This window comes from Streptomyces sp. NPDC087906 (assembly GCF_055584925.1).
On sequence record NZ_JBVJLC010000006.1, the window covers coordinates 480533 to 499943 of the forward strand.

General features: G+C 68.9%; 19 protein-coding genes and 3 pseudogenes. 9 read left to right on the plus strand and 13 right to left on the minus strand.

What is annotated here, in order from left to right; all coding sequences use genetic code 11:
• Window positions 1–131: 131 nt before the first annotated feature.
• The 6 genes from ACZ63I_RS21020 to ACZ63I_RS21045 all read right to left on the minus strand — a co-directional run bounded on the left by ACZ63I_RS21020 (window position 132) and on the right by ACZ63I_RS21045 (window position 6327).
• Window positions 132–863, minus strand: coding sequence for a hypothetical protein (locus ACZ63I_RS21020; protein WP_469340485.1), 732 nt, complete (start codon window positions 861–863; stop codon window positions 132–134).
• A 72-nt stretch (window positions 864–935) separates the two neighbouring features.
• On the minus strand, window positions 936–1442 hold the full coding sequence (locus ACZ63I_RS21025) for a copper chaperone PCu(A)C (RefSeq protein ID WP_469340486.1): 507 nt from the start codon (window positions 1440–1442) through the stop codon (window positions 936–938).
• A gap of 51 nt (window positions 1443–1493) precedes the next feature.
• The gene (locus ACZ63I_RS21030; protein WP_469340487.1) at window positions 1494–3791 is read right to left on the minus strand and encodes a heavy metal translocating P-type ATPase; all 2298 of its coding nucleotides are present in this window, start codon (window positions 3789–3791) and stop codon (window positions 1494–1496) included.
• Window positions 3791–4018, minus strand: coding sequence for a hypothetical protein (locus ACZ63I_RS21035; RefSeq protein ID WP_469340488.1), 228 nt, complete (start codon window positions 4016–4018; stop codon window positions 3791–3793). Before ACZ63I_RS21035 ends, ACZ63I_RS21030 begins: the two co-directional genes overlap by 1 nt.
• Window positions 4019–4177: 159 nt before the next feature.
• A complete protein-coding gene (locus tag ACZ63I_RS21040; protein ID WP_469340489.1) occupies window positions 4178–4864 on the minus strand; it encodes a DUF5134 domain-containing protein in 687 nt (228 codons plus the stop codon).
• Window positions 4861–6327 carry a PepSY-associated TM helix domain-containing protein gene (locus ACZ63I_RS21045; protein WP_469340490.1) on the minus strand — a complete coding sequence of 489 codons (1467 nt, stop codon included), beginning with the start codon at window positions 6325–6327 and terminating at the stop codon, window positions 4861–4863. Before ACZ63I_RS21045 ends, ACZ63I_RS21040 begins: the two co-directional genes overlap by 4 nt.
• Before the next feature lie 537 nt (window positions 6328–6864).
• Between ACZ63I_RS21045 and ACZ63I_RS21050 the strand changes: the two genes are divergently transcribed.
• Genes ACZ63I_RS21050 through ACZ63I_RS21065 form a run of 4 tightly spaced genes read left to right on the plus strand, consistent with a single transcriptional unit; the run spans window position 6865 to window position 10392 of the window.
• Entirely contained in the window at window positions 6865–7905 is a 1041-nt protein-coding gene (locus ACZ63I_RS21050; RefSeq protein WP_469340491.1) for an ABC transporter substrate-binding protein, read from the plus strand.
• A gap of 56 nt (window positions 7906–7961) precedes the next feature.
• Window positions 7962–8927 carry a FecCD family ABC transporter permease gene (locus tag ACZ63I_RS21055; RefSeq protein WP_469340492.1) on the plus strand — a complete coding sequence of 322 codons (966 nt, stop codon included), beginning with the start codon at window positions 7962–7964 and terminating at the stop codon, window positions 8925–8927.
• A 4-nt stretch (window positions 8928–8931) separates the two neighbouring features.
• Complete coding sequence (locus ACZ63I_RS21060; RefSeq protein WP_469340493.1) at window positions 8932–9762, plus strand: ABC transporter ATP-binding protein; 831 nt, start codon at window positions 8932–8934, stop codon at window positions 9760–9762.
• Window positions 9763–9810: 48 nt separating this feature from the next.
• Complete coding sequence (locus ACZ63I_RS21065) at window positions 9811–10392, plus strand: DJ-1/PfpI family protein (protein ID WP_469340494.1); 582 nt, start codon at window positions 9811–9813, stop codon at window positions 10390–10392.
• 113 nt (window positions 10393–10505) lie between these two features.
• Here ACZ63I_RS21065 and ACZ63I_RS21070 read toward each other — a convergent pair.
• A pseudogene (locus ACZ63I_RS21070) lies at window positions 10506–10826 on the minus strand (alcohol dehydrogenase catalytic domain-containing protein); the annotation flags it as partial.
• Between the two features lie 1053 nt (window positions 10827–11879).
• On the opposite strand from ACZ63I_RS21070, the gene ACZ63I_RS21075 reads away from it, so the two are divergent.
• The 3 genes from ACZ63I_RS21075 to ACZ63I_RS21085 all read left to right on the plus strand — a co-directional run bounded on the left by ACZ63I_RS21075 (window position 11880) and on the right by ACZ63I_RS21085 (window position 14226).
• Window positions 11880–12617 carry a dienelactone hydrolase family protein gene (locus tag ACZ63I_RS21075; protein WP_469340495.1) on the plus strand — a complete coding sequence of 246 codons (738 nt, stop codon included), beginning with the start codon at window positions 11880–11882 and terminating at the stop codon, window positions 12615–12617.
• A 223-nt stretch (window positions 12618–12840) separates the two neighbouring features.
• On the plus strand, window positions 12841–13500 hold the full coding sequence (locus ACZ63I_RS21080; RefSeq protein WP_469340496.1) for a TnsA-like heteromeric transposase endonuclease subunit: 660 nt from the start codon (window positions 12841–12843) through the stop codon (window positions 13498–13500).
• 495 nt (window positions 13501–13995) lie between these two features.
• On the plus strand, window positions 13996–14226 hold the full coding sequence (locus tag ACZ63I_RS21085; protein WP_469340497.1) for an SbtR family transcriptional regulator: 231 nt from the start codon (window positions 13996–13998) through the stop codon (window positions 14224–14226).
• Between the two features lie 354 nt (window positions 14227–14580).
• Here the strand turns inward: ACZ63I_RS21085 and ACZ63I_RS21090 are convergent, their stop codons facing one another.
• A complete protein-coding gene (locus ACZ63I_RS21090) occupies window positions 14581–15531 on the minus strand; it encodes an NADP-dependent oxidoreductase (protein WP_469340498.1) in 951 nt (316 codons plus the stop codon).
• An 83-nt stretch (window positions 15532–15614) separates the two neighbouring features.
• Between ACZ63I_RS21090 and ACZ63I_RS21095 the strand changes: the two genes are divergently transcribed.
• Window positions 15615–16187, plus strand: a complete 573-nt coding sequence (locus ACZ63I_RS21095; RefSeq protein ID WP_469340499.1) for a TetR/AcrR family transcriptional regulator — start codon at window positions 15615–15617, stop codon at window positions 16185–16187.
• 203 nt (window positions 16188–16390) lie between these two features.
• Here ACZ63I_RS21095 and ACZ63I_RS21100 read toward each other — a convergent pair.
• Window positions 16391–16489: pseudogene (locus ACZ63I_RS21100) on the minus strand (IS5/IS1182 family transposase); the annotation flags it as partial.
• Window positions 16490–17079: 590 nt separating this feature from the next.
• Here ACZ63I_RS21100 and ACZ63I_RS21105 point away from each other — a divergent pair.
• A pseudogene (locus ACZ63I_RS21105) lies at window positions 17080–17423 on the plus strand (DUF5958 family protein).
• 58 nt (window positions 17424–17481) lie between these two features.
• Here the strand turns inward: ACZ63I_RS21105 and ACZ63I_RS21110 are convergent.
• From ACZ63I_RS21110 to ACZ63I_RS21125, 4 genes are all read right to left on the minus strand, one after another.
• Window positions 17482–17835 carry a DUF4253 domain-containing protein gene (locus tag ACZ63I_RS21110; protein WP_469340532.1) on the minus strand — a complete coding sequence of 118 codons (354 nt, stop codon included), beginning with the start codon at window positions 17833–17835 and terminating at the stop codon, window positions 17482–17484.
• Window positions 17735–18295, minus strand: coding sequence for a hypothetical protein (locus ACZ63I_RS21115; protein ID WP_469340500.1), 561 nt, complete (start codon window positions 18293–18295; stop codon window positions 17735–17737). Before ACZ63I_RS21115 ends, ACZ63I_RS21110 begins: the two co-directional genes overlap by 101 nt.
• A 32-nt stretch (window positions 18296–18327) precedes the next feature.
• Entirely contained in the window at window positions 18328–18732 is a 405-nt protein-coding gene (locus tag ACZ63I_RS21120; protein WP_469340501.1) for a hypothetical protein, read from the minus strand.
• Between the two features lie 90 nt (window positions 18733–18822).
• The gene (locus ACZ63I_RS21125; protein ID WP_469340502.1) at window positions 18823–19359 is read right to left on the minus strand and encodes a DUF4240 domain-containing protein; all 537 of its coding nucleotides are present in this window, start codon (window positions 19357–19359) and stop codon (window positions 18823–18825) included.
• Between the last annotated feature and the right edge of the window lie 52 nt (window positions 19360–19411).

Genomic DNA, 19411 nt, shown 5'->3' on the forward strand with positions numbered 1-19411 from the left:
GGGGCACCCGTGCCTGCCGGCCCCGGGTGTGCCCGAAGGAAGCGCCGTCCTCTACGGCATGGTGGCGGGCGGCAAGGTCATCAGACCGAGTCCGCGCGCACATAAGCCCTTCGGGATGCCTGCCGCTGCTTTCAGAGCGCGGCGAGGCCCCCGGGCGGACCGCGTGGGTCCAGGTCGCGGATGCACAACAGGCCCTGCGCCAGCAGGTCGCTGAGGCCGCGTCGGGCACTCGTACGGGGAAGAGGAGAGGGCGCGGGGGCCGCGACGGGGACCTGGAGCGGGGCGAGCAGCCAGCCGGCCACGGATCGCAGTATCTGGAAGGCCGCCCGCTCGCCTCTGGCCAGCCACAGCCCGCAGACGAGCGCGGCGAGCAGGTGTGCGGCGAGCATTCCGGCCGAGGACATTCCGGCCATGTCATGTCCCATGTGCCCCATGGAAGCCATGTGGTCCATGCCCTCCACGGGGCTCATGTGACTCATGTGACTCATGGAAGTCAGGTGGCCCATGCCCGCTGTCCGGTCCGCAACCGCCGTCTGCCCCGCGTACCCGGAGCAGAGGTCGGCCATCGGCGGTTGCGCACGGTCCGCTCCCGCCGTGGCCGGGACGACGAGCCGCTGTGCCGTCGCGAAGGCGCTGTGCAGAACGGCCTGAGACGTCACGGTCAGTCCGGCGACGACCAGAGTGCCCCGCTCGCGCGCGGCCACACACCATCCAGGGACCGCCACGCCGAGGAAGGCCGCGGCGAGGCCCCAGAGGGGCAGGGGAGTCCCGGACATCAGGACATGGCCGGTGGCGGCGAGCGTTACGGAGAGGGCCGCGAACATCGCCGTTCGGATCGCACGTCCGATATGTCCCGCTTCCATGGGGCCTCATCCTCCCATCAGGGAGTGGAGTCGGGCGGGGCGGGGCTTCCTGATCGTCGTCAAGGCCGTAGGTCAGACGGTGCTCGCGCCCGGCCTCACGACGGTCGCCAGGAAGGTGACCGGCTTGGCGCGTTCGAAGTGGAGCGTGAAGGGGATGCGCTCTCCTTCCCGCCAGTCGGTGTCGGGGCGGACCGTCACGTCTATGGTGTCCGGCGCCATGACGAGCCCCTCCCCGGCGGGGATGACGGCGCTCGCCACCGGGCCGCGATAGCCGGCCCCCGAGTCCGTCATCCGGTGCCGGCTCAACTCGGGCCGTACCGCTGCGCGCGGGGACGTGACGGACAGGAGCCGGCCGGCCGAGCCACCGGTGTTGGTGATCGTGAAGAAGGCCGCGGTCTCCGGTGTCGCGCCGAAACGCGGGAAGACGTGCCCGGCCGTCACGTTCAGGTGTGCCGGGCTGCCGGCGTTGCCGTTCGTGGTCCAGGCACCGAGCCCGGCCAGGGCGAGCCCGCAGGCGAGCAGGGGGGCGCCGGCGGCGGCGAGCTGGGATCGCAGGCCGGCGGGCAGACGGTATGTCACGGGCGGTTCTCCCTGACGGTGAGGTGCACTGACGACGGGCAGAAGCGAGGCTTACAGGGCGGCGCGCGAGCGGGCGGCCCCAGGTGTGCGCGACCGCCGCCCGGTAGGCGTGGGGGCGGGCTGCCAGCGGCGCAGCCGGAGGCTGTTGAGGACGACGAGAACGGAGCTGAGGGACATCGCGGCAGCCGCCAGCATCGGGTTGAGCAGGCCGACCATCGCGAGCGGGACGGTGACGACGTTGTAGCCGAAGGCCCATAGCAGGTTTCCGCGGATCGTGGCGAGGGCGCGGCGGGCCAGCCGTACGGCGTCGGCGACGGCCTCGATGTCGTCGCGTACGAGCGTCACATCGGCGGCCCCGATGGCCACGTCCGTGCCGGTGCCCATCGCGATGCCGAGGTCGGCCCCCGCGAGCGCCGCCGCGTCGTTGACACCGTCTCCGACGACCGCGACCCGCAGCCCATTCTCCCGCATACCGGCGACCAGGTCGGCCTTCTGCTCGGGCGTGCACCGGGCGTGCACCTCGTCGATGCCGAGTAGGGACGCGACGGCGCGGGCCGGTGCTTCCTGGTCGCCTGTGGCGAGCACCGGGCGTACCCCGAGGCGGCGCAGCCGGTCCACGGCGTGGTAGCTGCCGGGCCGCACCACATCCCCCAGCGCCACGACAGCTTCGGGTCGTTCCGCGACGTGCACCACAACGGTGGTGTGTGCGGCCTTCCGGGCGTCGGCGAGCGCCGCGCCGAGCGTGCCGGGGAGGCCGCCCTCCGGGGCCCGGAGGGCGACGGGCACGCCGTCGACCAGGCCTCGTACCCCGCGGCCGGGCGTCGAGGCAAAACGGGTGAGGACGCCGGACCGCGCGGCTTCCACGCCGAGGACGCGCTCGGCGTGTGCGACCAGGGCCCGGCCGAGGGGATGTTCAGAACCGCTCTCGACGGCGGCGGCCAGGCGAAGGGCGTCGTCGGCCGGAAGGCCGTCCTCCCGTCCCGTCACCCGGACCACGTCGAGGTGTCCCGAGGTGAGGGTGCCGGTCTTGTCGAGGACGACGGTGTCGATCTGCCGCAGGGCTTCGAGAGCTTGGGGGCCGCTGACCAGAACGCCGAGCTGGGCGCCGCGTCCGGTGGCAGCCATGAGGGCGGTGGGCGTGGCGAGTCCGAGCGCACAGGGGCAGGCGACGACGAGCACGGCCACACACGCGGTGACGGCGGGCTGTGTGTCAGCTCCGGCGCCGAGCCAGAAGCCGAGCGCCGTGGCCGCGAGGGCCAGCACGACGGGCACGAACACCCCGGCCACCATGTCGGCGACCCGCTGGGCGCGGGCCTTTCCCGCCTGGGCTTCGGTTACCAGGTGCGTGATGCGGGCGAGTTGGGTGTCGGCGCCGACAGCGGTGGCCCGTACGAGGAGCAGGCCGCCGGCGTTGACGGCGCCGCCCCTCACCGCCGAGCCCTTCGAGACCTCGACGGGCCGCGACTCGCCGGTCACGAGGGAGAGATCCACGGCGGAGGCCCCTTCCACGACCACACCGTCCGTGGCGACACGCTCGCCGGGGCGTACGACGAAGTCCTGCCCCGGGCGCAGCAGTTCGGCCGGGATGCGGCGCTCGGTGCCGTTCTCACGTACCGTCACCTCCTTGACTCCCAGCTCGGTGAGCGAGCGCAGGGCGGCCGAGGTCCCGTGCCGGGCACGCGCCTCCAGGTGGCGGCCGAGCAGGGCGAAGAGCGGGACGCTGACCGCCGCTTCCAGGTAGATGTGCGCGACGCCGTCGGCGGCGGTGGGCAGCAGGGTGAACGGCATGCGCATGCCCGGGTCGCCGGCCCCGCCGAGGAAGAGGGCGTAGGCGGACCAGGAGAAGGACGCGAGGACGCTGAGCGAGACGAGGGTGTCCATCGTGGCGGCGCCGTGCCGCAGTCCGCGCAGCGCCCTGCGGTGGAAGGGCCAGGCGCCCCAGAACGCGACGGGCGCGGTCAGTACGAAGCACAGCCACTGCCAGTTGCGGAACTGGAGTGAGGGCACCATCGACAGCACCAGGACGGGGACCGCCAGCAGCGCCGTCACGACGAGCCGCTGCTGAAGCGTCTGTCCCGGTTCCTTCTCGTCCGCGCTCGCGTGACCGCTGGGCGGTTCCGGCAGGCTCGCGGTGTACCCGGCTTTCTCGACCGCCTCGACCAGCGGCTCGGGACCGAGGTGCGCCGGGTGCTGGACCCGGGCACGGCCGGTGGCCAGATTGACGGTCGCGGTGACGCCTTCCAGCGCCCCGAGCTTCTTCTCCACCCGGCGTACGCAGGCGGCGCAGGTCATCCCGCTTACGATCAGATCGGTCGTGGTCAGGGAGCGTGCTGCGGTCTCCGGTGACATCAGTGACCATCCCCCATACCGTCCATACCGCCCATGTCCCCGACGCCCGGGGCGTCGTCGTGGGTGACCCCTCGCATGCCGGGGGCGACCGGCCCGACAAGCTGTCCCACGCTGTACGAGACGGCGAAGACGCCCGTGAGCAGCAGCAGGAAGCCGGCAAGCGCGGCGTAGGGGACGGAGACGGCGGAACGCCGCCCGGTGGAAGGGGTGACGGGATGATGGTCCATGGACGTGACTCCGGGCTGGGTGCGGGGCCGCGAGCGAGGAGGCCGCGGCCGTACAGTCCAGAGGTCGGCCCGGGGAGGGCGCGAGTTCCCCGATGTCAGAGTGACCTGAGTCACCTGATGCGCATGCGTCGCTCCGGGAATCTCTCGCACCCGCCCACCTCACACCATGATGGCGAACATCACCGCCATCCCCAGCGCCATCACCCCGTGGCAGCCCAGGTCCAACGCGCCCCGCGCGGCGCCGGACGCGCCGCCTTGCGCATCGGGGCGGGGCGCGAGCCGACCGGTGTCGAAGCCCCGAGCCAGCCACCACAGCGCCAGCGCCAGCAGGGCGAGCGCGAGGACGCCCGCGCTCCACCGGTCCCCTGAACCGCTCAGCGACATCGTGCCGGTCGCACCAGGTCCTGACATGACCATCCCCGGCATGCTGTGCGCCGCTCCGCCGCCCGCAGCGCCCATGGACGTACCCCAGGTCATCGCCGCGACCATCCAGGCCATCGCACCGGTCATGACCGCGTGCGGGAGGGCGCTCACCAAGGCCCGGCTCCGGGCGGGCTTCCCCGGCAGGGCCACGGCGGCCACGAGGAACCACCCGGCGGCGAGAGAGAAGAACACCACCTGCGGGACGGCGAGCAGCTCCATCCCCCACGGCCACACCATCGCCACCATGGCGACGGCCATCACGGCGTGCATCAGATGCGCGAGCCGCGCCGCCCACGGCTGCACCGCGTGCGCGGGGGCGAGCGCGTGGGGCGGGGCGGGGGCGAGCGCACGCCACAGTCCGTGAGCGGCGAGCGCGCAGAAGAGCAGGGTCAGAATCCAGCGCAGTCCGGTGGCGGCGATCATCGGGCCATCTCCTTTCGGCGGCGCGCGGACGCGACCACGAGGTCCCCCAACAGGAAGCAGACGAGGGGCAGTCCGAACAGCGGCAGGTAGTAGGCCAGGACAGCCGCCACGACCACGAGCGGCGCCATGACCCTGCCGGGCACGCGGCGCCAGGCTCCGGGTGCCGGAGCGCGACCGGGCCGCAGTCCCGCCGTACGGGTCGGCCTGCGCAGCCACCACATCCGGTAACTCAGCAGCACCATGCCGATCAGCGCCACGGCGATCAGCGCCAGCACGATCTGGTTCGCGAGGCCGAAGAGCAGACCCATATGTGCGTCGATGCCCCAGCGGGTGAGCTTGGCGAGCACCGGGAAGTCGTCGAAACGGAGCATCGCGGTGACCTTGCCCGTCGCGGGGTCGACCGCAACCGAGTCCTGCTGCTCGGGCCACTGCCGAGTGTTCTCGTTGACGACGTACGCGCTCTTGGCGTCGGCGGGCGGGGTGATGACGAGCTTCCCGCGCAGCCCGGCCTCGCGTGCGCTGTGGGTCACGGTGTCGATGCCGACGTCCGCGCCGGCGCCCCCGGGACGGGACGCCGAGTCGGTGGCATCGGCCGCAGGCCGGTCGAGTGCGGTGGAAACAACGGGGGAGCTGCCGCCCAACGAGTCCTGGATCTTGCCGATGTTCGCGCCCGCGTGCGCGGACCAGGTCAGACCGGTCGCAGAAAGGGCGAGAAAACCAATGGCCACCCACAACCCCATCGCACCGTGCCACGACATCGCGCGCCCCCGGCCCTTGGGACCTCGGCGCGGTACGAAGAGCTTGCGAAGCCGCTGCCGGGTACGGGGAGCGCCGATCCACAGCGCGAGGCCGCCGGCCACCTCCACCCACAGCCAGCTCGCGGCGAGTTCGCTGTAGTTGCGGCCGAAGTCACCGAGGTGCAGCGTGCGGTGCAGGCTGTCGAACCAGGCCCTGACCGGCAGCCATTCACCGAACGTCCGCAGACTGCCGAGGACTTCGCCGTTGTGGGGATTCACGAAGGCGGTCTGCGTATAGCCTTCCGGCAACCCCTTCACATTGAAGGTCACCCGGGTGCTGTCGGTATCGCCCGCCCCCACCGTCACCGACGCCAGCTCACCGCGGGGGACAGCGGCGCGCGCGGCGTCGACTTGCGCGGCGAGTGGTTCTCTCCCGCCCTGCGCGGCGACCTTCAGCTCATGCCCGTACACCAGCGACTCGATCTGCGGGGTCGTCGTGTAGAGCAGCCCGGTGACGGCGGCCACCAGCAGAAAGGGTCCGATCAGGACCCCCGCGTAGAAGTGGAGCCGGAGCAGCAGGGGACGCAGCCCGCTCCACGTGGCGGCACTCGGCGGCTGACCTCTCTCGTCGGTGCCGGGAGGGAGCGGGTCCCGTTCGTCCCGTATCCGCCTGGTCGAGGGCGGAGGCTGGGACGGGGGAGAAGGGGCCGGCGTGGTCTCGGTCATGGAGGGTCCTTGTCACGTGGAGGCGGGGAGACGTCTCACAGGAGTCGGCTCCGCCTTCCGCCTAGTTCCCGCCTGATCGGAACCGGTTGGGCTTGCTGGTGATTCGAACTCGGTTCGTGCGCCTTGAGCAGGTGCTTGAAAGGCGCCATTCGCGTCCGGTCGGCAGCCGCCGCCGGCACGGTGTCGGGAGCAACCGCCACGCGCGGCCGACGTCGCCGCCACGACGCTGGCCTTCTTCGACTCCGCCGAACAGGCCGCAGCGACGGACCTGCGTCTCTGCCGGGTGCGCGCCGACAACGTTCACACCGCTCTGGAAGGAAGCGGCGTCATCTGCCCGCCTGTCGACCGGGACCTCTTCTTCCGCCATCTCGACGACTGCGTCACCGCCGGTGCGTGCCCGCCACGGCCGGGCGGCAGCCGCCTCCCGCAGCACTCGGCAAATAGCCGGGACGTGCCGGGAACTCACCGCCACTTCGCCCCGACTACTGCGACAGAACCAATCAGCCCAAGAGCACGTCCCGTACGCAAGGAGCCCGCATGTCGATGAACCGGCCGGTCGCCACCGGTCTGGCCATAGCGCTCTGTCTGCTCACGGCGGCCTGTGGCGACTCCTCGGACACCGACAAGGCGAGCGGGGGGACGACGGAGGCAGCGGCCTCGAAGTCCGGCTACCCGGTGACCCTCGACAACTGCGGGCAGAAGGAGACCTTCGAGAAGGCCCCCGGCCGGGTCGTCGTGATGAACGGAGCCTCTGTCGCCGAGGTTTCCACCCTTCTCTCCCTCGGCGTGCAGGACAAGATCGTCGCCAACGAGCAGAGTTACGGCATGTCCGAGGTGCCGGGCCGCGCCGAGGCCGTCAAGAAGCTGCCTACCGGTGACATCAAGCTCAACGAGGCTTACGACATCCCGCGTGAGGCCATGCTCGGGCTCCGCCCCGACCTCGTCCTGTCCGTTACCACGTACGGCTTCGACCAGAAGAACGGCTTCGCCACCCGTGAGCAACTGAAGCAGGTCGGAGTCAACAGCTACGTCTCCCCGCAGGGCTGCGACGACGATCCCTCGAAGATGACGGTCGCCGACAGCTACCAACTGCTGCGTGACATGGGAAAGATCTTCAACGTCAGTGACAAGGCCGAGAAGCTGATCGCCGCGTCCGAGAAGAACATCTCGGCGGTCTCCGAAAAGGTGAAGGGGAAGAAGAGCCCGAAGGTCATGGTGCTCTTCTCCAACATGTCGATGGGCAGCAACGACTTCAGCTCGGTCGTCGCCCAGGGCATCATCAACGACATCCTCGGCAAAGCCGGCGCCGCCAACGCCTTCGAAAGCACGGCGGACACTACCTTCGCCGACCTGAGCAAGGAGAAGGTGGCCGCCACCGACGTCGACGCGGTCGTCGTCATCGCCTACAACGACCCGAACCCGGCGGCCTACGCCAAGAAACTGCTCAAGGAGTTCCCCCAGTGGCCGGCCGCCAAGAACAACACGTACGTGACGTTGTCCGACTCGATGTACCTCGGCCCCAGCAACGACCTCGCCGTGGAGAAGATCGCCAAGACCCTGCACCCGGAGGCCTTCTGAGCCGTCTCACGGTCCCGCTGGCCTTCACGCTCCTGCCGGCCGCGCTGCTCGCCGCCATGATTGTGGCGGTCAGTATCGGCGCCGTCACCGTCCCGTTGGGTGACGTGTGGGGGATCGTCCTCCACCACGTCACCGGAGCGGGGACGGCGCCGTCCGACCCCGCGCTCGACCAGATCGTCTGGAACTTCCGCACTCCGCGGGTCGTCCTGGCCGCCCTCGTGGGCGCCGCCCTTGCCGTGTCCGGCGCGGTGCTCCAGAGCGTGGTCTCCAATCCGCTGGCCGACCCCACCGTGCTGGGGTTCTCCTACGGCGCCACGCTCGGCGCGGTACTGGTCATCACTCTGGGCGGCGGCGCGGCGCTGGCCGGGCTCGGGGTGTCGGGAGCAGCCTTCGTCGGCGCCTTGGCGGCCGGCGCGCTGGTCTTCACCCTCGGGCAGCGGCGGGGCCGACTGGCGCCTACCCGGCTGGTGCTGGCGGGGGTCGCGGTCGGCTACGTCTTCCTCTCGGCGACCAGCTACGTGCAACTCCAGGCGACGCCGACCGAGCTGCGGACGGTCATGTTCTGGATGCTGGGCAGCGTCGCGGGAGCGCAGTGGGACCAGATTCCCACGGTGAGCGTGGTGGTACTGCTCACCACCGTGCTCCTGGCTCTCTTCGGCCGGCGTCTCAACGTCCTGCTGGCCGGCGACGAGTCAGCCACCGCGCTCGGTGTGGACGTCAACCGGCTGCGTGCCGTCCTGCTGGTCCTCAGCGCGCTGCTGACCGGCACGGTCGTCGCCGTCGCCGTCGGCATCGGCTTCGTCGGTTTGATGATCCCGCACCTGGTGCGGCTGACGATCGGCGCGGACCACCGCAGACTGCTGCCCCTGACAGCCCTGCTGGGAGCCCTCTACCTGGTCCTCGTCGATCTGCTCTCCCGCACACTCGACCGCCCCAACGAACTGCCGTTGGGCATCCTCACCGCCCTCCTGGGCGCCCCCTTCTTCCTGTGGCTCCTGCGCCACAACAAGGGTCTGGACTGACAGCATGAAACTCACCGTCGACCAGCTCCACGTCACCCTGGACCGCACCCCGATCCTGCACGACGTCAACCTGGAGGCCCGCGAGGGCGACATCGTCGGCCTCGTCGGCCCCAACGGCAGCGGCAAGTCGACGCTGCTGCGCGCCGTCTACCGTTCCCTGCGCCCGGCGGACGGTGTCGTCAGGGTCGGAGACGACGACGTATGGGCTCTGTCCGCCCGTACCGCGGCCCGCCGAACTGCCGCCGTCCTCCAGGACGTCACCGGCAACACCACCGGCCTGACTGTCACCGAGATCGTCGCCCTCGGCCGCACACCGCATCACGGACTGCTGGGGCGCGACGGCGCCGAGGACCACCGTGCCGTCGAGGAAGCCGTCGACCGCTGTGGCGTACGGCCCTTCGCTGACCGTGACTACGCTTCCCTGTCCGGCGGTGAACGTCAACGCGTCTTGCTGGCGCGGGCATTGGCCCAGAGCCCGCGGCTTCTCGTGCTCGACGAGCTGACAAACCATCTCGACATCCGGGCCCGCTTCGAACTCCTGGACCTAATCCGTGCCACGAGGATCACCACGCTGGCCGTCCTGCACGACCTTGATCTGGCCGCCCGCCTCTGCGACCACCTGGTCGTCCTCCACGAGGGGGCGGCGGTGGCAGCGGGGCCGGTTCTGGAGGTGCTGACTCCGGAGACCCTCAGGGACGTCTTCGGCGTCCGGGCGAGCGCGGAGCGGCACTCGGACGGCGTCATCCGCATCACCTACGGGGCCCAGCCCCTCGCCGACCACCGGACTGCCGAGGCCGCCCGGGACGACACCGCCAGCCCGAGCGTTGCTCACTGACCTGAACGGTGCTGCACAGACGCCCCACAAGCCAAGGAGACAAAGTCGATGCCTCTACGTGTTCAGATCCTCCTTTACGACGGGGTCGAGGAGCAGGATTTCATCGGACCGCGTGACGTTTTCGGGCACGCCGCGCTGGCGGGCGGCCAGATAGAAACGACACTGGTACGGCCATCGGCCCCCGGCCAGGTGACCTGCTTCTTCGGCACCGAAGTCACGGTGCCGACCGCGTGGGAGCCCACCAGCACCGATCTTCTGATCGTGCCGGGCGGCGGCGACCAGCTGATCAACGATCCGGATGTCCATCGCAACCTTGTACAGGCACACCAGGCTGGAGTCGTCATCGCTGGTGTCTGCACAGGCGTCATGGTGCTGTCCGCGGCAGGTTTGACCGAGGGCCGTCCATGTACGACACACCACCACGCCAAAGCCGAACTGGCCGACCAGGGAGGCAAAGTGATCGACGCACGAGTCGTGGACGACGGGAACCTGATCACCGCGGGCGGTGTCACCAGCGGAATCGATCTCGCACTCTGGATCGTCACTCGCGAGTGCGGAGCATCCATCGCCCTCAGCGTCGAGTCCATCATGGAGTACCAGCAGCGCGGCGTCGTCTGGCGGAGCCCCTGAGCACCGACGCATCGGCAGACAGCCTGCCCATCGACCCGAGCGAGTAGGGAGGAGGTCTCAACGTCCGGCTGCACGGCCGGAACAGGCACGTGCGGTACGGGTGGCACCGGCAGCAGAAAGCGGTGGTCGACGGCTACCCACTCCGCGCAGGCGCCGCCCGTCTGTGCCATCACCCACTGTCCGGCGTTGAACCCGCTCGACTCGGGGCTCACCTCCGGGTCGAAGGCCCGTACCCGGCCGGCCATCACGAAGCCCACGCGGTTCAGAGGCACGTTCCAGTCGGCACTGGTCGGTACGTAATCACCCTGGCGCATCAGGAGATCGGCGCGGTTCAGCCCGGCGGCCGCCACCTCCAACAGGACGTCCTGCGGGCCGATGTCCGGCGGCGGGACCTCTGCAAGCAGCCACGGCGAACTCTTACCTGCGGTGATCAATGTGCGCGTGATCGATCATCTCAGCGGATGCTCATCTCGTCACGTGACCTTGAAGATCTCGCCACCCTGGGCGTCCCCGCCGGGCGCAGGAACGAGACCGACCAGCCCCGCCGCCATCCCCGCTTTCACGTCGAGCGTGGTTCTCGCGCTCACGCCGCTCGTCCTGCTCCGCCTCTTCGCGGGCTGCGTCTACCCACGCCTTCGCTTCCTGGAAGTTCTCGTCACGTAGTGGCACGGTGCGGCCTCGTCCGTACTCGCCACGGTGTAGTCGATTAGTCAGGGCACCTGAACGGAGAGGTTGGCCGCCCCCTTGCCAGCGTCCATCTACTGGGGACCAGTTGGGGACCACACGGTGCTCGCGACCTCGAACAGTACGCGCGGGCACGCTCGCTGTGCACCCCAGTTCTGCGTGATATGCGCAGGTATTTCCTATGGTCCTCACTCCTGGGGGTCAAGGGGTCGCAGGTTCAAATCCTGTCGTCCCGACTCGAAAGAATCGAGGTCAGGGCGGGTATCGCATGGGCTCGGGGGAGACCAGCCCCACCATGGTGACGCTGCACCGGGAACTGGTCGCAGCGCTGGATCCCGGACCTGGGGCGGTGGTCCTGGAGACCCCGTACGGGTTCCAAGTGAACCGCGACGACATCTTGCCCCGCGCCCGGGAGTATTTCCGGCACAGCGTCGGACTCGCCACCGCCCTTATTTCGGACGCGACTGCCGAAGCGCCGGCGCGTCGCAGCCGCGAGACCGCTACTCCTCTCCCAGGCGGGGCTGCGACCGGGTTCAGAGTGCGAGGTGTTGGCCGCGATCATCCTCGCCAACCGCGCGTGACTTGCGTGCTGGCGTCGGCTTGGTCCGGTGGACTACGCTGCGCGACCATGATTACCGGGACGGCCTTGCGCCACACACGGATCGGTGACCCGGTGCTCTTCTGAGCGCCGTACGGGCCGGTGCAGGCCCGCTGTTCGAGCGAGGACTTGGCGCTGCTGCGCGAGCTCCGCCTCTGTCGTGTTGATCGCAGATTTCGACACATCAACCACGATAGGAGGATTCATGCCCATTAAGTCTCTGCAGATTCCCACCGCGGACGGTCAGGCCGACGCATTCGCCGCCTTCCCTGACCACGGCGAGCGGCACCCAGGGGTGCTGATGTATGCGGACGGCTTCGGCATCCGGCCCGTGCTTCGGGAGATGGCGCACGAACTGGCCAGGCACGGGTACTACGTGCTCGTCCCCCATCTCTTCTACCGCCATGGCCCGGCACCGGTGGTCGAGCTTCCCGAGCACATCGGGGAAGAGGTCCGGCCTGCGGTCTTCGCCCAACTGATGCCCTTGCTCGAGGCGCACACCGCCGAACGCGTCCTGAGCGACGCCGACGCCTACATCAAGTTCCTCACCACCCAGCCCGAGGTCGGCGCCGGACCGGTTGCAGTCACCGGCTACTGCATAGGCGGTCTCTACGCGATGCGCACCGCCGCGGCCCACCCCAACCAGGTGGCCGCCGTCGCCGCATTCCACGGCCCCGTGGGCGTCGACGGGCCCGACCTCTTCTCCAGGCTCACCGCCCGCGTCCACCTCGGCCACGCCGAAGGCGACATGACACTTGAGGCACTCGGTGAGCTCAATCAGGCGCTGGATGCCGCTGGTGTCGGCTACACCTCCGAGATCTACCCCGGCACCATCCATGGCTTCACCATGTCCGATACCGACGCTTTCAACGCCTCCGGGCTGAAGCGCCACTGGGATCGCCTGCTCCCCCTCCTGGATCGCACTCTGACCAAGGAGGAGTGATCACCCTTTCGGGTGATCGAAAGTGGGTGTGGCTGTTCGTACTCCAGTGCCCGTGTAACTGTCCTGCGATCAAGGTCCGTTGCATAGGTGCTGGGGACGGATGGTGAATGCAGAGGTGTGTGTTCGGCTTGCCGAGGATGAGGTGTCCGAGGGCCTCTCCTGGGAGTCGGTTCTGCTGGAGATACTCTACGTGGCCGAGCCATGACGGACGTTCCGCTGATACATGGGGCAGAAGCACTACTCGGGTTCGTACTGGACGAGTACGCAGGCGGATCACGTGATCTACGAGTCGCGGCTGGAGCTCGCGCGGTTGCTCTACGCGGACTTCGACCGGGATGTGACAGCGATCGTGGCCCAGCCCTTCTTGCTGCGGGCCGAAGTGGACGGCGTGCTGCGCCGCCACATCCCGGATTACCTGATGGCAACCACTGCACGCCCGTTGGTCGTTGACGTCAAGCCGCGGCACCGTGCGGCCAAGCCGGAGCATGCGTTCATCTTCGCCTGGACCCGCGAAGCGGTCGAGTCCCGCGGCTGGCACTACGAGGTGTGGAGCGAGCCGCCGGACGCCGAGTTGGCCAACGTCCGGTTCCTCACGGGCTACCGCCGCGACTGGCTGTTCGAGCCGGACCTGACCGAAGAGATACACGACCAGGCGGTGGAGGAGGAGTCACCGCCTGAGCGGCTGTTCGACCCGGCGATACCCGACGAAGTACGCGACCGGGTCGTGGATGGGGACACGCCGGGAGAGACGTTCGACTGCCTGCCCGGTCGTCCGGCTCCGCTGGTGGGGGCCGGGGTCCTGCGCCTGCTCTGGAAGCAGCAGTGGCTGACCGACCTGAGCGTTCCACTGAGCGCCCGCAGCGTGCTGAGGACGGCATCGTGAGCCGGACCGCGGTGCGCGTAGGCGTGGGGAGCCGCTTCTCTTACGACGGCGAGGTCGTCGAGGTGGTGCAATTCGCCGGCACGCAGGCGGGCGGCGAGGTGGTCCTCAAGGACGGCCGGGGCCGACTGCTGCGGCTGGCCGTCAAGGAACTGCTCCCTGCGGCACTCGGCGGTCGCCTCCGTCGTAGCGGGCGCCCGCACGGCGGCGGAAGCGAGGTCGGCGGCCGAATGGGCCTCGACCGACCTCCCGTCCGACGCCTGGGCGGACTTGGACTCTTGTGTCGGATTCGGCGGGGGCCAGCTACTGGCTTGACCGGCGACCCGGCGGGAAGTCGCCAAGCACGCACGGCGAGGGACCATCCTCGCGGGCGCGGCGAGCCGTCAGTCCGGCTCACCGACTCCGTGACCGAAGTCCTCGCCGCTCACCCTCCGCTGGAGGCGCTGCGCAGCTGGTTCACGACCTTGACCGGCTACGTGCGCATCAAGCACGGCCTCGGTGAGGCCCTGCACTCCGCCGCAGCCCAAGACGTCATCAGCGCCTCCCGTCACCGTCGCCGTCCAACGCCTCCTCGACGCCTGCGTCGAGGCCGGTGCCGTACGCCCCGGCATCGACCCCGTCGAGGTCATCATGCTGCTCAGCTGCCTGTGGCGTACCCCGGACAGCCCCGAGGGCGCCGCGCAGGCCGACCGCCTCCTGGACCTCGCGATCGACGGCTTCCGCCCATAACAAACTCGTGGGCGGTTAACGGTGAGCTGTCGAAGGTGCGCGGTGCTCGGTGCTCACGTCTAACGAGCAAGGATCCGGTCTGCGGTCTGTTGCTGGGACAGCAGGCCGGCGATGGGTTGGACGGTGACGTCCATGTGCTCGCGGCGGCCGAGGTGGCGGGTACTGCCCGCCGGTGCTTCAGGTGGGCAATGCCATGCTCGACCCGGATGCGCGCCGAGGAAGGGCACTGCCCAGCAGGGCAGGTGAGAGCCGAACCGATGCGACAGATGGCGGTGCGGGCAGGGACCGTCGTGTTCCCAGGCCTGGCCCTGTTCTTCGTCGAGGTGGTCTTGTTTTGTCAGGCTGGCAGGGCGATCACAGGGCGAGCATGAGTTTGCCGCCGGGGCGGCGGGATTGGCTGAGTTTGGCCGCTTCCTGGATCTGGGCGAGGGTGTAAGTGCGGGCGACCGGTACGACCAGGATGCCTTCGCCGGCGAGCCTGGCGAACTCATTCATCTGGTCGTAGCGGATCTCGGTGGTGATCCGGACGCCCAGTTCGGCTGCGGCGGCGAAGTCCGAGACGGTGAGGACACGGTCGGGATCCCCGGTCAGCTCGATCAAGGTCGGTAGCGAGCCCCCGGCCGGGCTGGGCTGGTCGGCGCGGTCGATCCGGCCCCCGGTCGGCGCGGTATCCAGGGCGCGGTCCACGGGGCCTGGGGTCAGTGCGCTGACGCGTTCGGTCATGCCCTCGCCGTAGGTGGTCACCTGGGCGCCGATCTCTTCCAGGGTGGCGGCCCGAGTCGGCCCGGCTGTGGCGATCACCCGAATACCCCGGTGCAGCGCGAAGCGCACCGCCGCCTCACCCACGGTGGTGCCCGCGCCGTGAACGAGCAGCAGCTCACCCGGTTGGACGCCGAGGTCGTCGAGCGCGCGCCACGCCGTCTCGGCCGCCATCGGCAGCGCGGCGGCCTGCTCGGCGGTTACGCCCTCGGGAATGTGTGCCCAGGCCGGCATCAGCGCGTACTCGGCGGCGCCGGCCGTGGGGCCGTCGAAGGTGGCCGGGCCGAACACGTGGTCGCCGATCTGGACGCCGGTGACGCCCTCGCCGAGCGCGTCGACGGTGCCCGCGACCTCGAGGCCGAGCCCGCGCGGCAGCGGCGGCAGACGGTCGGCGAGGAGACCGTCGACGACGTGCCAGTCGGCCGGTGTCAGGCCGCACGCCCGCACGGCGATCCGTATCTGGCCGGGTCCCGGCTCCGGCTGTGGGACTTCGCGGAGCACGATCACGTCCGGGGAACCGAACCGGTCGAATTGCAGAGCCTTCATGACGATCTCCTGACTGATAACAGCATCTGTTGTCATCGACCGTACCAGCCGATAACAGCTCCTGTTGTCGTACAGTGGTGGCTATGCCGCGATGGGAATCCGACGCACAGGGCCGGCTCGAACGCGCCGCGCTCGAGCTGTTCGAGACGCAGGGGTTCGAGGGCACCTCGGTCGCTCAGATCGCAGGCGCCGCCGGTCTGAAGGAGCGCTCCTTCTATCGGTACTTCCCCGACAAGCGGGAAGTCCTCTTCGCCGGCAACGAACTCGAGGCCCACCTCGTCGCCCGGGTCGAGGCCGCCGACGCGGGCCTCACCCCGATCGAGGCGCTGCTGACCGCGGTGGGAACCGCCGAGGAGATCCTCGGCCCACGCGAGTTCGTACTGCGCCGGGGAAGAGTGATCGGCGCCAACCCGGCACTGGCCGAGCGCGATCTGATCAAGCTCGCCGACATCGCCGACGCGCTGGCACCGGCGCTCGAGCGCCGCGGCGTCGAGCCCGGCAAAGCACGCTTCATCATCGACGTGGTGCTGGCGATCCACCGGCGTGCCATACCCCGCTGGCTGGCCGAGCCGGACAAGACCCTCGCTCAGCTCATGGCCCAGGCCGCCGCCGAGCTGCGCGAGGCGGTCACACCGCCAGCTACGACAGTCCGCTGAGTCGACTGTCGCCTGCAGGGTTAGTCCACGACACCGCGGATAGTGCCACATCACTGCAGGTCAGGCATATCCGCCCGTTTTTCGGCGAGTACTACGGGGACCCCTACCGATGTCTCATGCGACATCGAAACGGTGGGGAACGTTGCCAATCCGATCCGGGAACAGGAAACAGGTCTCAGCCCGCTTCATCGGACATGGACCTTAGAGTCGATCGCACAACGGGACCAGCCCAACTCACCGCGGGCACAGAGCTCGTCGAGGACCAGGCGGTAGAGCTTGACCCACACCCTGGCCTTCGTCCACCGATCGGAGCCGGCACCTCCCGGTCACCGTGCCGACGTCGGCCGCCTGTCAAATGCAGAGCGCAAGAATCCCAGGATATCTGTGGCAGGAGACTCATCAGGTGATGCTGTTGTCACGACGGCATGCTTGCACGAGGGACTGGCAGGGCCACCACGGGGCCATCGGCCTCGCATATTTGAACGGGGAAGTTGACCCTGTCGCTGAGGAATTACGTGAACGTCGAGGCATGGCGAAGGGGACGGCGGCTCGTGGGCGGGCGAGGGTAGATGGCTTGGCGCGCGGCCCGGAATTCCAGTGCGCTGCTCCTTGGTGGGGCGGGTCAGGTGGTTGTCAGGGTTGGTGGGGTCGTTTCGGGTGAGGGTGAAGCGGGTGGCGTTGCCAGCTTGCTGGCGGTGGTGGCGGGTGGCAGGCCGCGGACATGGATGAAGTAGACACGGACACCGAGGGCCGACGACGCAGAAGGCGCGGCCGATCTGGCGGTGCTGCTCGGAATCCTGATCACTGCTGCGGAGCGGCGTCTATCCCACGGGAGGCAGTCGTGAAAGGACGCGATGTCCTGCTCAACAAGCTCGCGCAGGGGCTACGCCCGATGTCAGAGGGCATCGAATGGTTCGACGGCCTCGGCCAGAAAGAGCAGTCCGAGGTGCTGCTGTTCCTGCGCCATCACTGCGTCCAGGCGCGCGCAGTCACCGAGGACGCACCAGAGAGCGTCCGCCGTGCCGGGCTGCGCCCGACGCATATACCGCAGTGCTGATCTCACGAGGCCGGATGGACGAGCAATTAGGAAAGATCGCCGGTCTCGCGCCTCTCGATGAACGCCGCAAGGCGTTCCGGCTGCTGATCGCGGTACTCGCGATCGCCGACGGACGGCGCCGCGAGCGCTTCTGCTCCGGCGGCTGCAGTCACTGGTGGCACAGACTGTCCGTCGCCTGACAACCCAGCACCGCGCTCTGGAGGCCACTTCCCAGTCGAACGTCTTCCAAGTAGCGGATCAGTCCCACCAGAAGTCCCAGTGGTGGGCACCGGTGATCCGCTCGGCGTATGCGGCCAGTGTGTACGGCCTACTGCTCTGCCAGATGTTGTCCGGGCAGAAGGCGAAGTGCTCGGCCGCGACCAGGAGAGCTTCGTGCTCGTCCACGGGAGGCGAGGCGACGCTGAGGTGCAGCGTGGAGAAGCCGACCGCTACGACACGAGCACCGAGCCGGTGCTCCCAATCTCGGACGACCGCTGAGAACTTCGCGGTGTCATTGTCGTAGTTGCAGGGGCCGGCCCAGCCCGCGGCCGTCAGCGCCTCGGCACCGGATGCCGCGGCGACAAGCCCCCAGGCGCGTCTGGGGGCGGTCAGCGAGGAACGCCTGCGCGAACTCGGCGGCCAGTTGATCGGGGTTCGTTGTCGTCTCCCGACTGGACGTGAGACCGGGCCAGGTCTGCCCGAAGGGGGCAGTGACGGCGAGGCGTCTGTCGGCGTCGAGCATGTCGTCGTCTTCATCGACGGCTGTGTAGGTCGTCCACCACTGGGCGAGGAGGTCGGCAGGGTCGTGGCTTGCCGGGGAGGACATCTGCTCGGGGAAGACCTCCCCGGATCCCCATGGGCGGAATTCGCTGTCGCTCGGATCCAACGAGTCGAGCAGCAGCGGCCACAGTCCGGAGCGCAGGTGTTCGGCGCGCATCCGCGTCCACAGATCGGCCGTGGCCGGCCCGTCACTGAGCCAGAGGGGTTGTACATCTCCGTCGCCCTCATCGGACGTGAGCATCCGACCGGGCGGAAGCATGCTTTCAAGGCCCAATCGGGTTTCACGGTGCATGGGGCGGATGCTGGCGCTGTGACCAGGAAGTATCACTGGGAGGGTCCCACCACTCGATCGCGGAACTGCTGGAAAGCGTGCCGGCCCGACGTCTGCCCTGGAGCGATCAGGTCCCCTTCGGCGCAGTCGAGCGCCTTGCACCGCAGAGCCTCGGCGAGACGGAGGACGGGCGTCAGCACGTCGTCGCCGGAGCCCCGGATGTGGAGCATGACGGATTCCACCGGGTCTTCTGAGCCGATGTTGAGCTCGATGGACCACGTGGGGCCGGAAAGCTCGCCCCACGCGGGGTCCGAGAGATCAACATCGGGAACGGCCTGGGTGACAGCCGCGAGTACGTCGTGTCGCCGGCCCAGCGGGTCCGGGGTGTAGTTGGCGGGAATCTCCTGCACCGAGGTGACGTCGTCGGGCAGGCGAAGGAGGATCACGTCCCAGCTCATGATGGCCTTCCGGATAAGACTCGAGTAGCAGTTGCGGTGGGGCAGTTCAGGCTGGGCTCTATCGGCATCACGGGATGTTGCCGACTCCTGTCAGTACGAATACAGCGCGGTCAAGGCGGGAAGCCTACGAGCCATCTCTTCACGATCGTCAAAATTGAAGTCCCAGGCAGGGTCCAGGTCCGGGTACCGGATGGTGAAGGCATCGGCGGGGAGTTCCTGGCCGGTGGCCTTCTGGTGTGCGTTCCAGACGATGCTCAGCATGTCTTCGCAGTCGAGGTCGGTGCCCTCAGCCGCGGCAGTGCGGACGTGGGAGAGTTCGGCAAGTGTGTCGGGGGCTGCAAGGACGCGCTCGAATGTCGTACGTCCTTGTGCGATCAGCCAGCCCCGGAAGTACTCGAAGCCGTCGTCCGAGCAGCCGCCGTTGACGACATAGGCGGCAGCCCACAGCCGGTTCTGGTAGGAGTCGGCCATGAGATCCCACAGGGTCTGCTGTGCCGCGGTGATCTCTTGGACTGAGCAGCGAGCAAGCAAAGCGGAGGCACAGTCGGCGATATTGGAACCGTCCCTGGTGTCAGGTACGTGTTCACGGGCTTTCTCGATCAACATCCAGAAATGCTCCTTGTTCATGGCCGCGAGCATGCCACCACGTACTGACATCGGCTCCCGGCACGGTGCCTGT

What these genes read in the sequence shown, in the direction of transcription:
- ACZ63I_RS21020 (WP_469340485.1), bottom strand. Translation starts at nt 863, where the DNA reads ATGGAAGCGGGACATATCGGACGTGCGATCCGAACGGCGATGTTCGCG.
- ACZ63I_RS21030 (WP_469340487.1), bottom strand. Translation starts at nt 3,791, where the DNA reads ATGTCACCGGAGACCGCAGCACGCTCCCTGACCACGACCGATCTGATC.
- ACZ63I_RS21035 (WP_469340488.1), bottom strand. Translation starts at nt 4,018, where the DNA reads ATGGACCATCATCCCGTCACCCCTTCCACCGGGCGGCGTTCCGCCGTC.
- ACZ63I_RS21040 (WP_469340489.1), bottom strand. Translation starts at nt 4,864, where the DNA reads ATGATCGCCGCCACCGGACTGCGCTGGATTCTGACCCTGCTCTTCTGC.
- ACZ63I_RS21045 (WP_469340490.1), bottom strand. Translation starts at nt 6,327, where the DNA reads ATGACCGAGACCACGCCGGCCCCTTCTCCCCCGTCCCAGCCTCCGCCC.
- ACZ63I_RS21050 (WP_469340491.1), top strand. Translation starts at nt 6,865, where the DNA reads ATGTCGATGAACCGGCCGGTCGCCACCGGTCTGGCCATAGCGCTCTGT.
- ACZ63I_RS21055 (WP_469340492.1), top strand. Translation starts at nt 7,962, where the DNA reads ATGATTGTGGCGGTCAGTATCGGCGCCGTCACCGTCCCGTTGGGTGAC.
- ACZ63I_RS21060 (WP_469340493.1), top strand. Translation starts at nt 8,932, where the DNA reads ATGAAACTCACCGTCGACCAGCTCCACGTCACCCTGGACCGCACCCCG.
- ACZ63I_RS21065 (WP_469340494.1), top strand. Translation starts at nt 9,811, where the DNA reads ATGCCTCTACGTGTTCAGATCCTCCTTTACGACGGGGTCGAGGAGCAG.
- ACZ63I_RS21075 (WP_469340495.1), top strand. Translation starts at nt 11,880, where the DNA reads ATGCCCATTAAGTCTCTGCAGATTCCCACCGCGGACGGTCAGGCCGAC.
- ACZ63I_RS21080 (WP_469340496.1), top strand. Translation starts at nt 12,841, where the DNA reads ATGGGGCAGAAGCACTACTCGGGTTCGTACTGGACGAGTACGCAGGCG.
- ACZ63I_RS21090 (WP_469340498.1), bottom strand. Translation starts at nt 15,531, where the DNA reads ATGAAGGCTCTGCAATTCGACCGGTTCGGTTCCCCGGACGTGATCGTG.
- ACZ63I_RS21095 (WP_469340499.1), top strand. Translation starts at nt 15,615, where the DNA reads ATGCCGCGATGGGAATCCGACGCACAGGGCCGGCTCGAACGCGCCGCG.
- ACZ63I_RS21115 (WP_469340500.1), bottom strand. Translation starts at nt 18,295, where the DNA reads ATGCACCGTGAAACCCGATTGGGCCTTGAAAGCATGCTTCCGCCCGGT.
- ACZ63I_RS21120 (WP_469340501.1), bottom strand. Translation starts at nt 18,732, where the DNA reads ATGAGCTGGGACGTGATCCTCCTTCGCCTGCCCGACGACGTCACCTCG.
- ACZ63I_RS21125 (WP_469340502.1), bottom strand. Translation starts at nt 19,359, where the DNA reads ATGAACAAGGAGCATTTCTGGATGTTGATCGAGAAAGCCCGTGAACAC.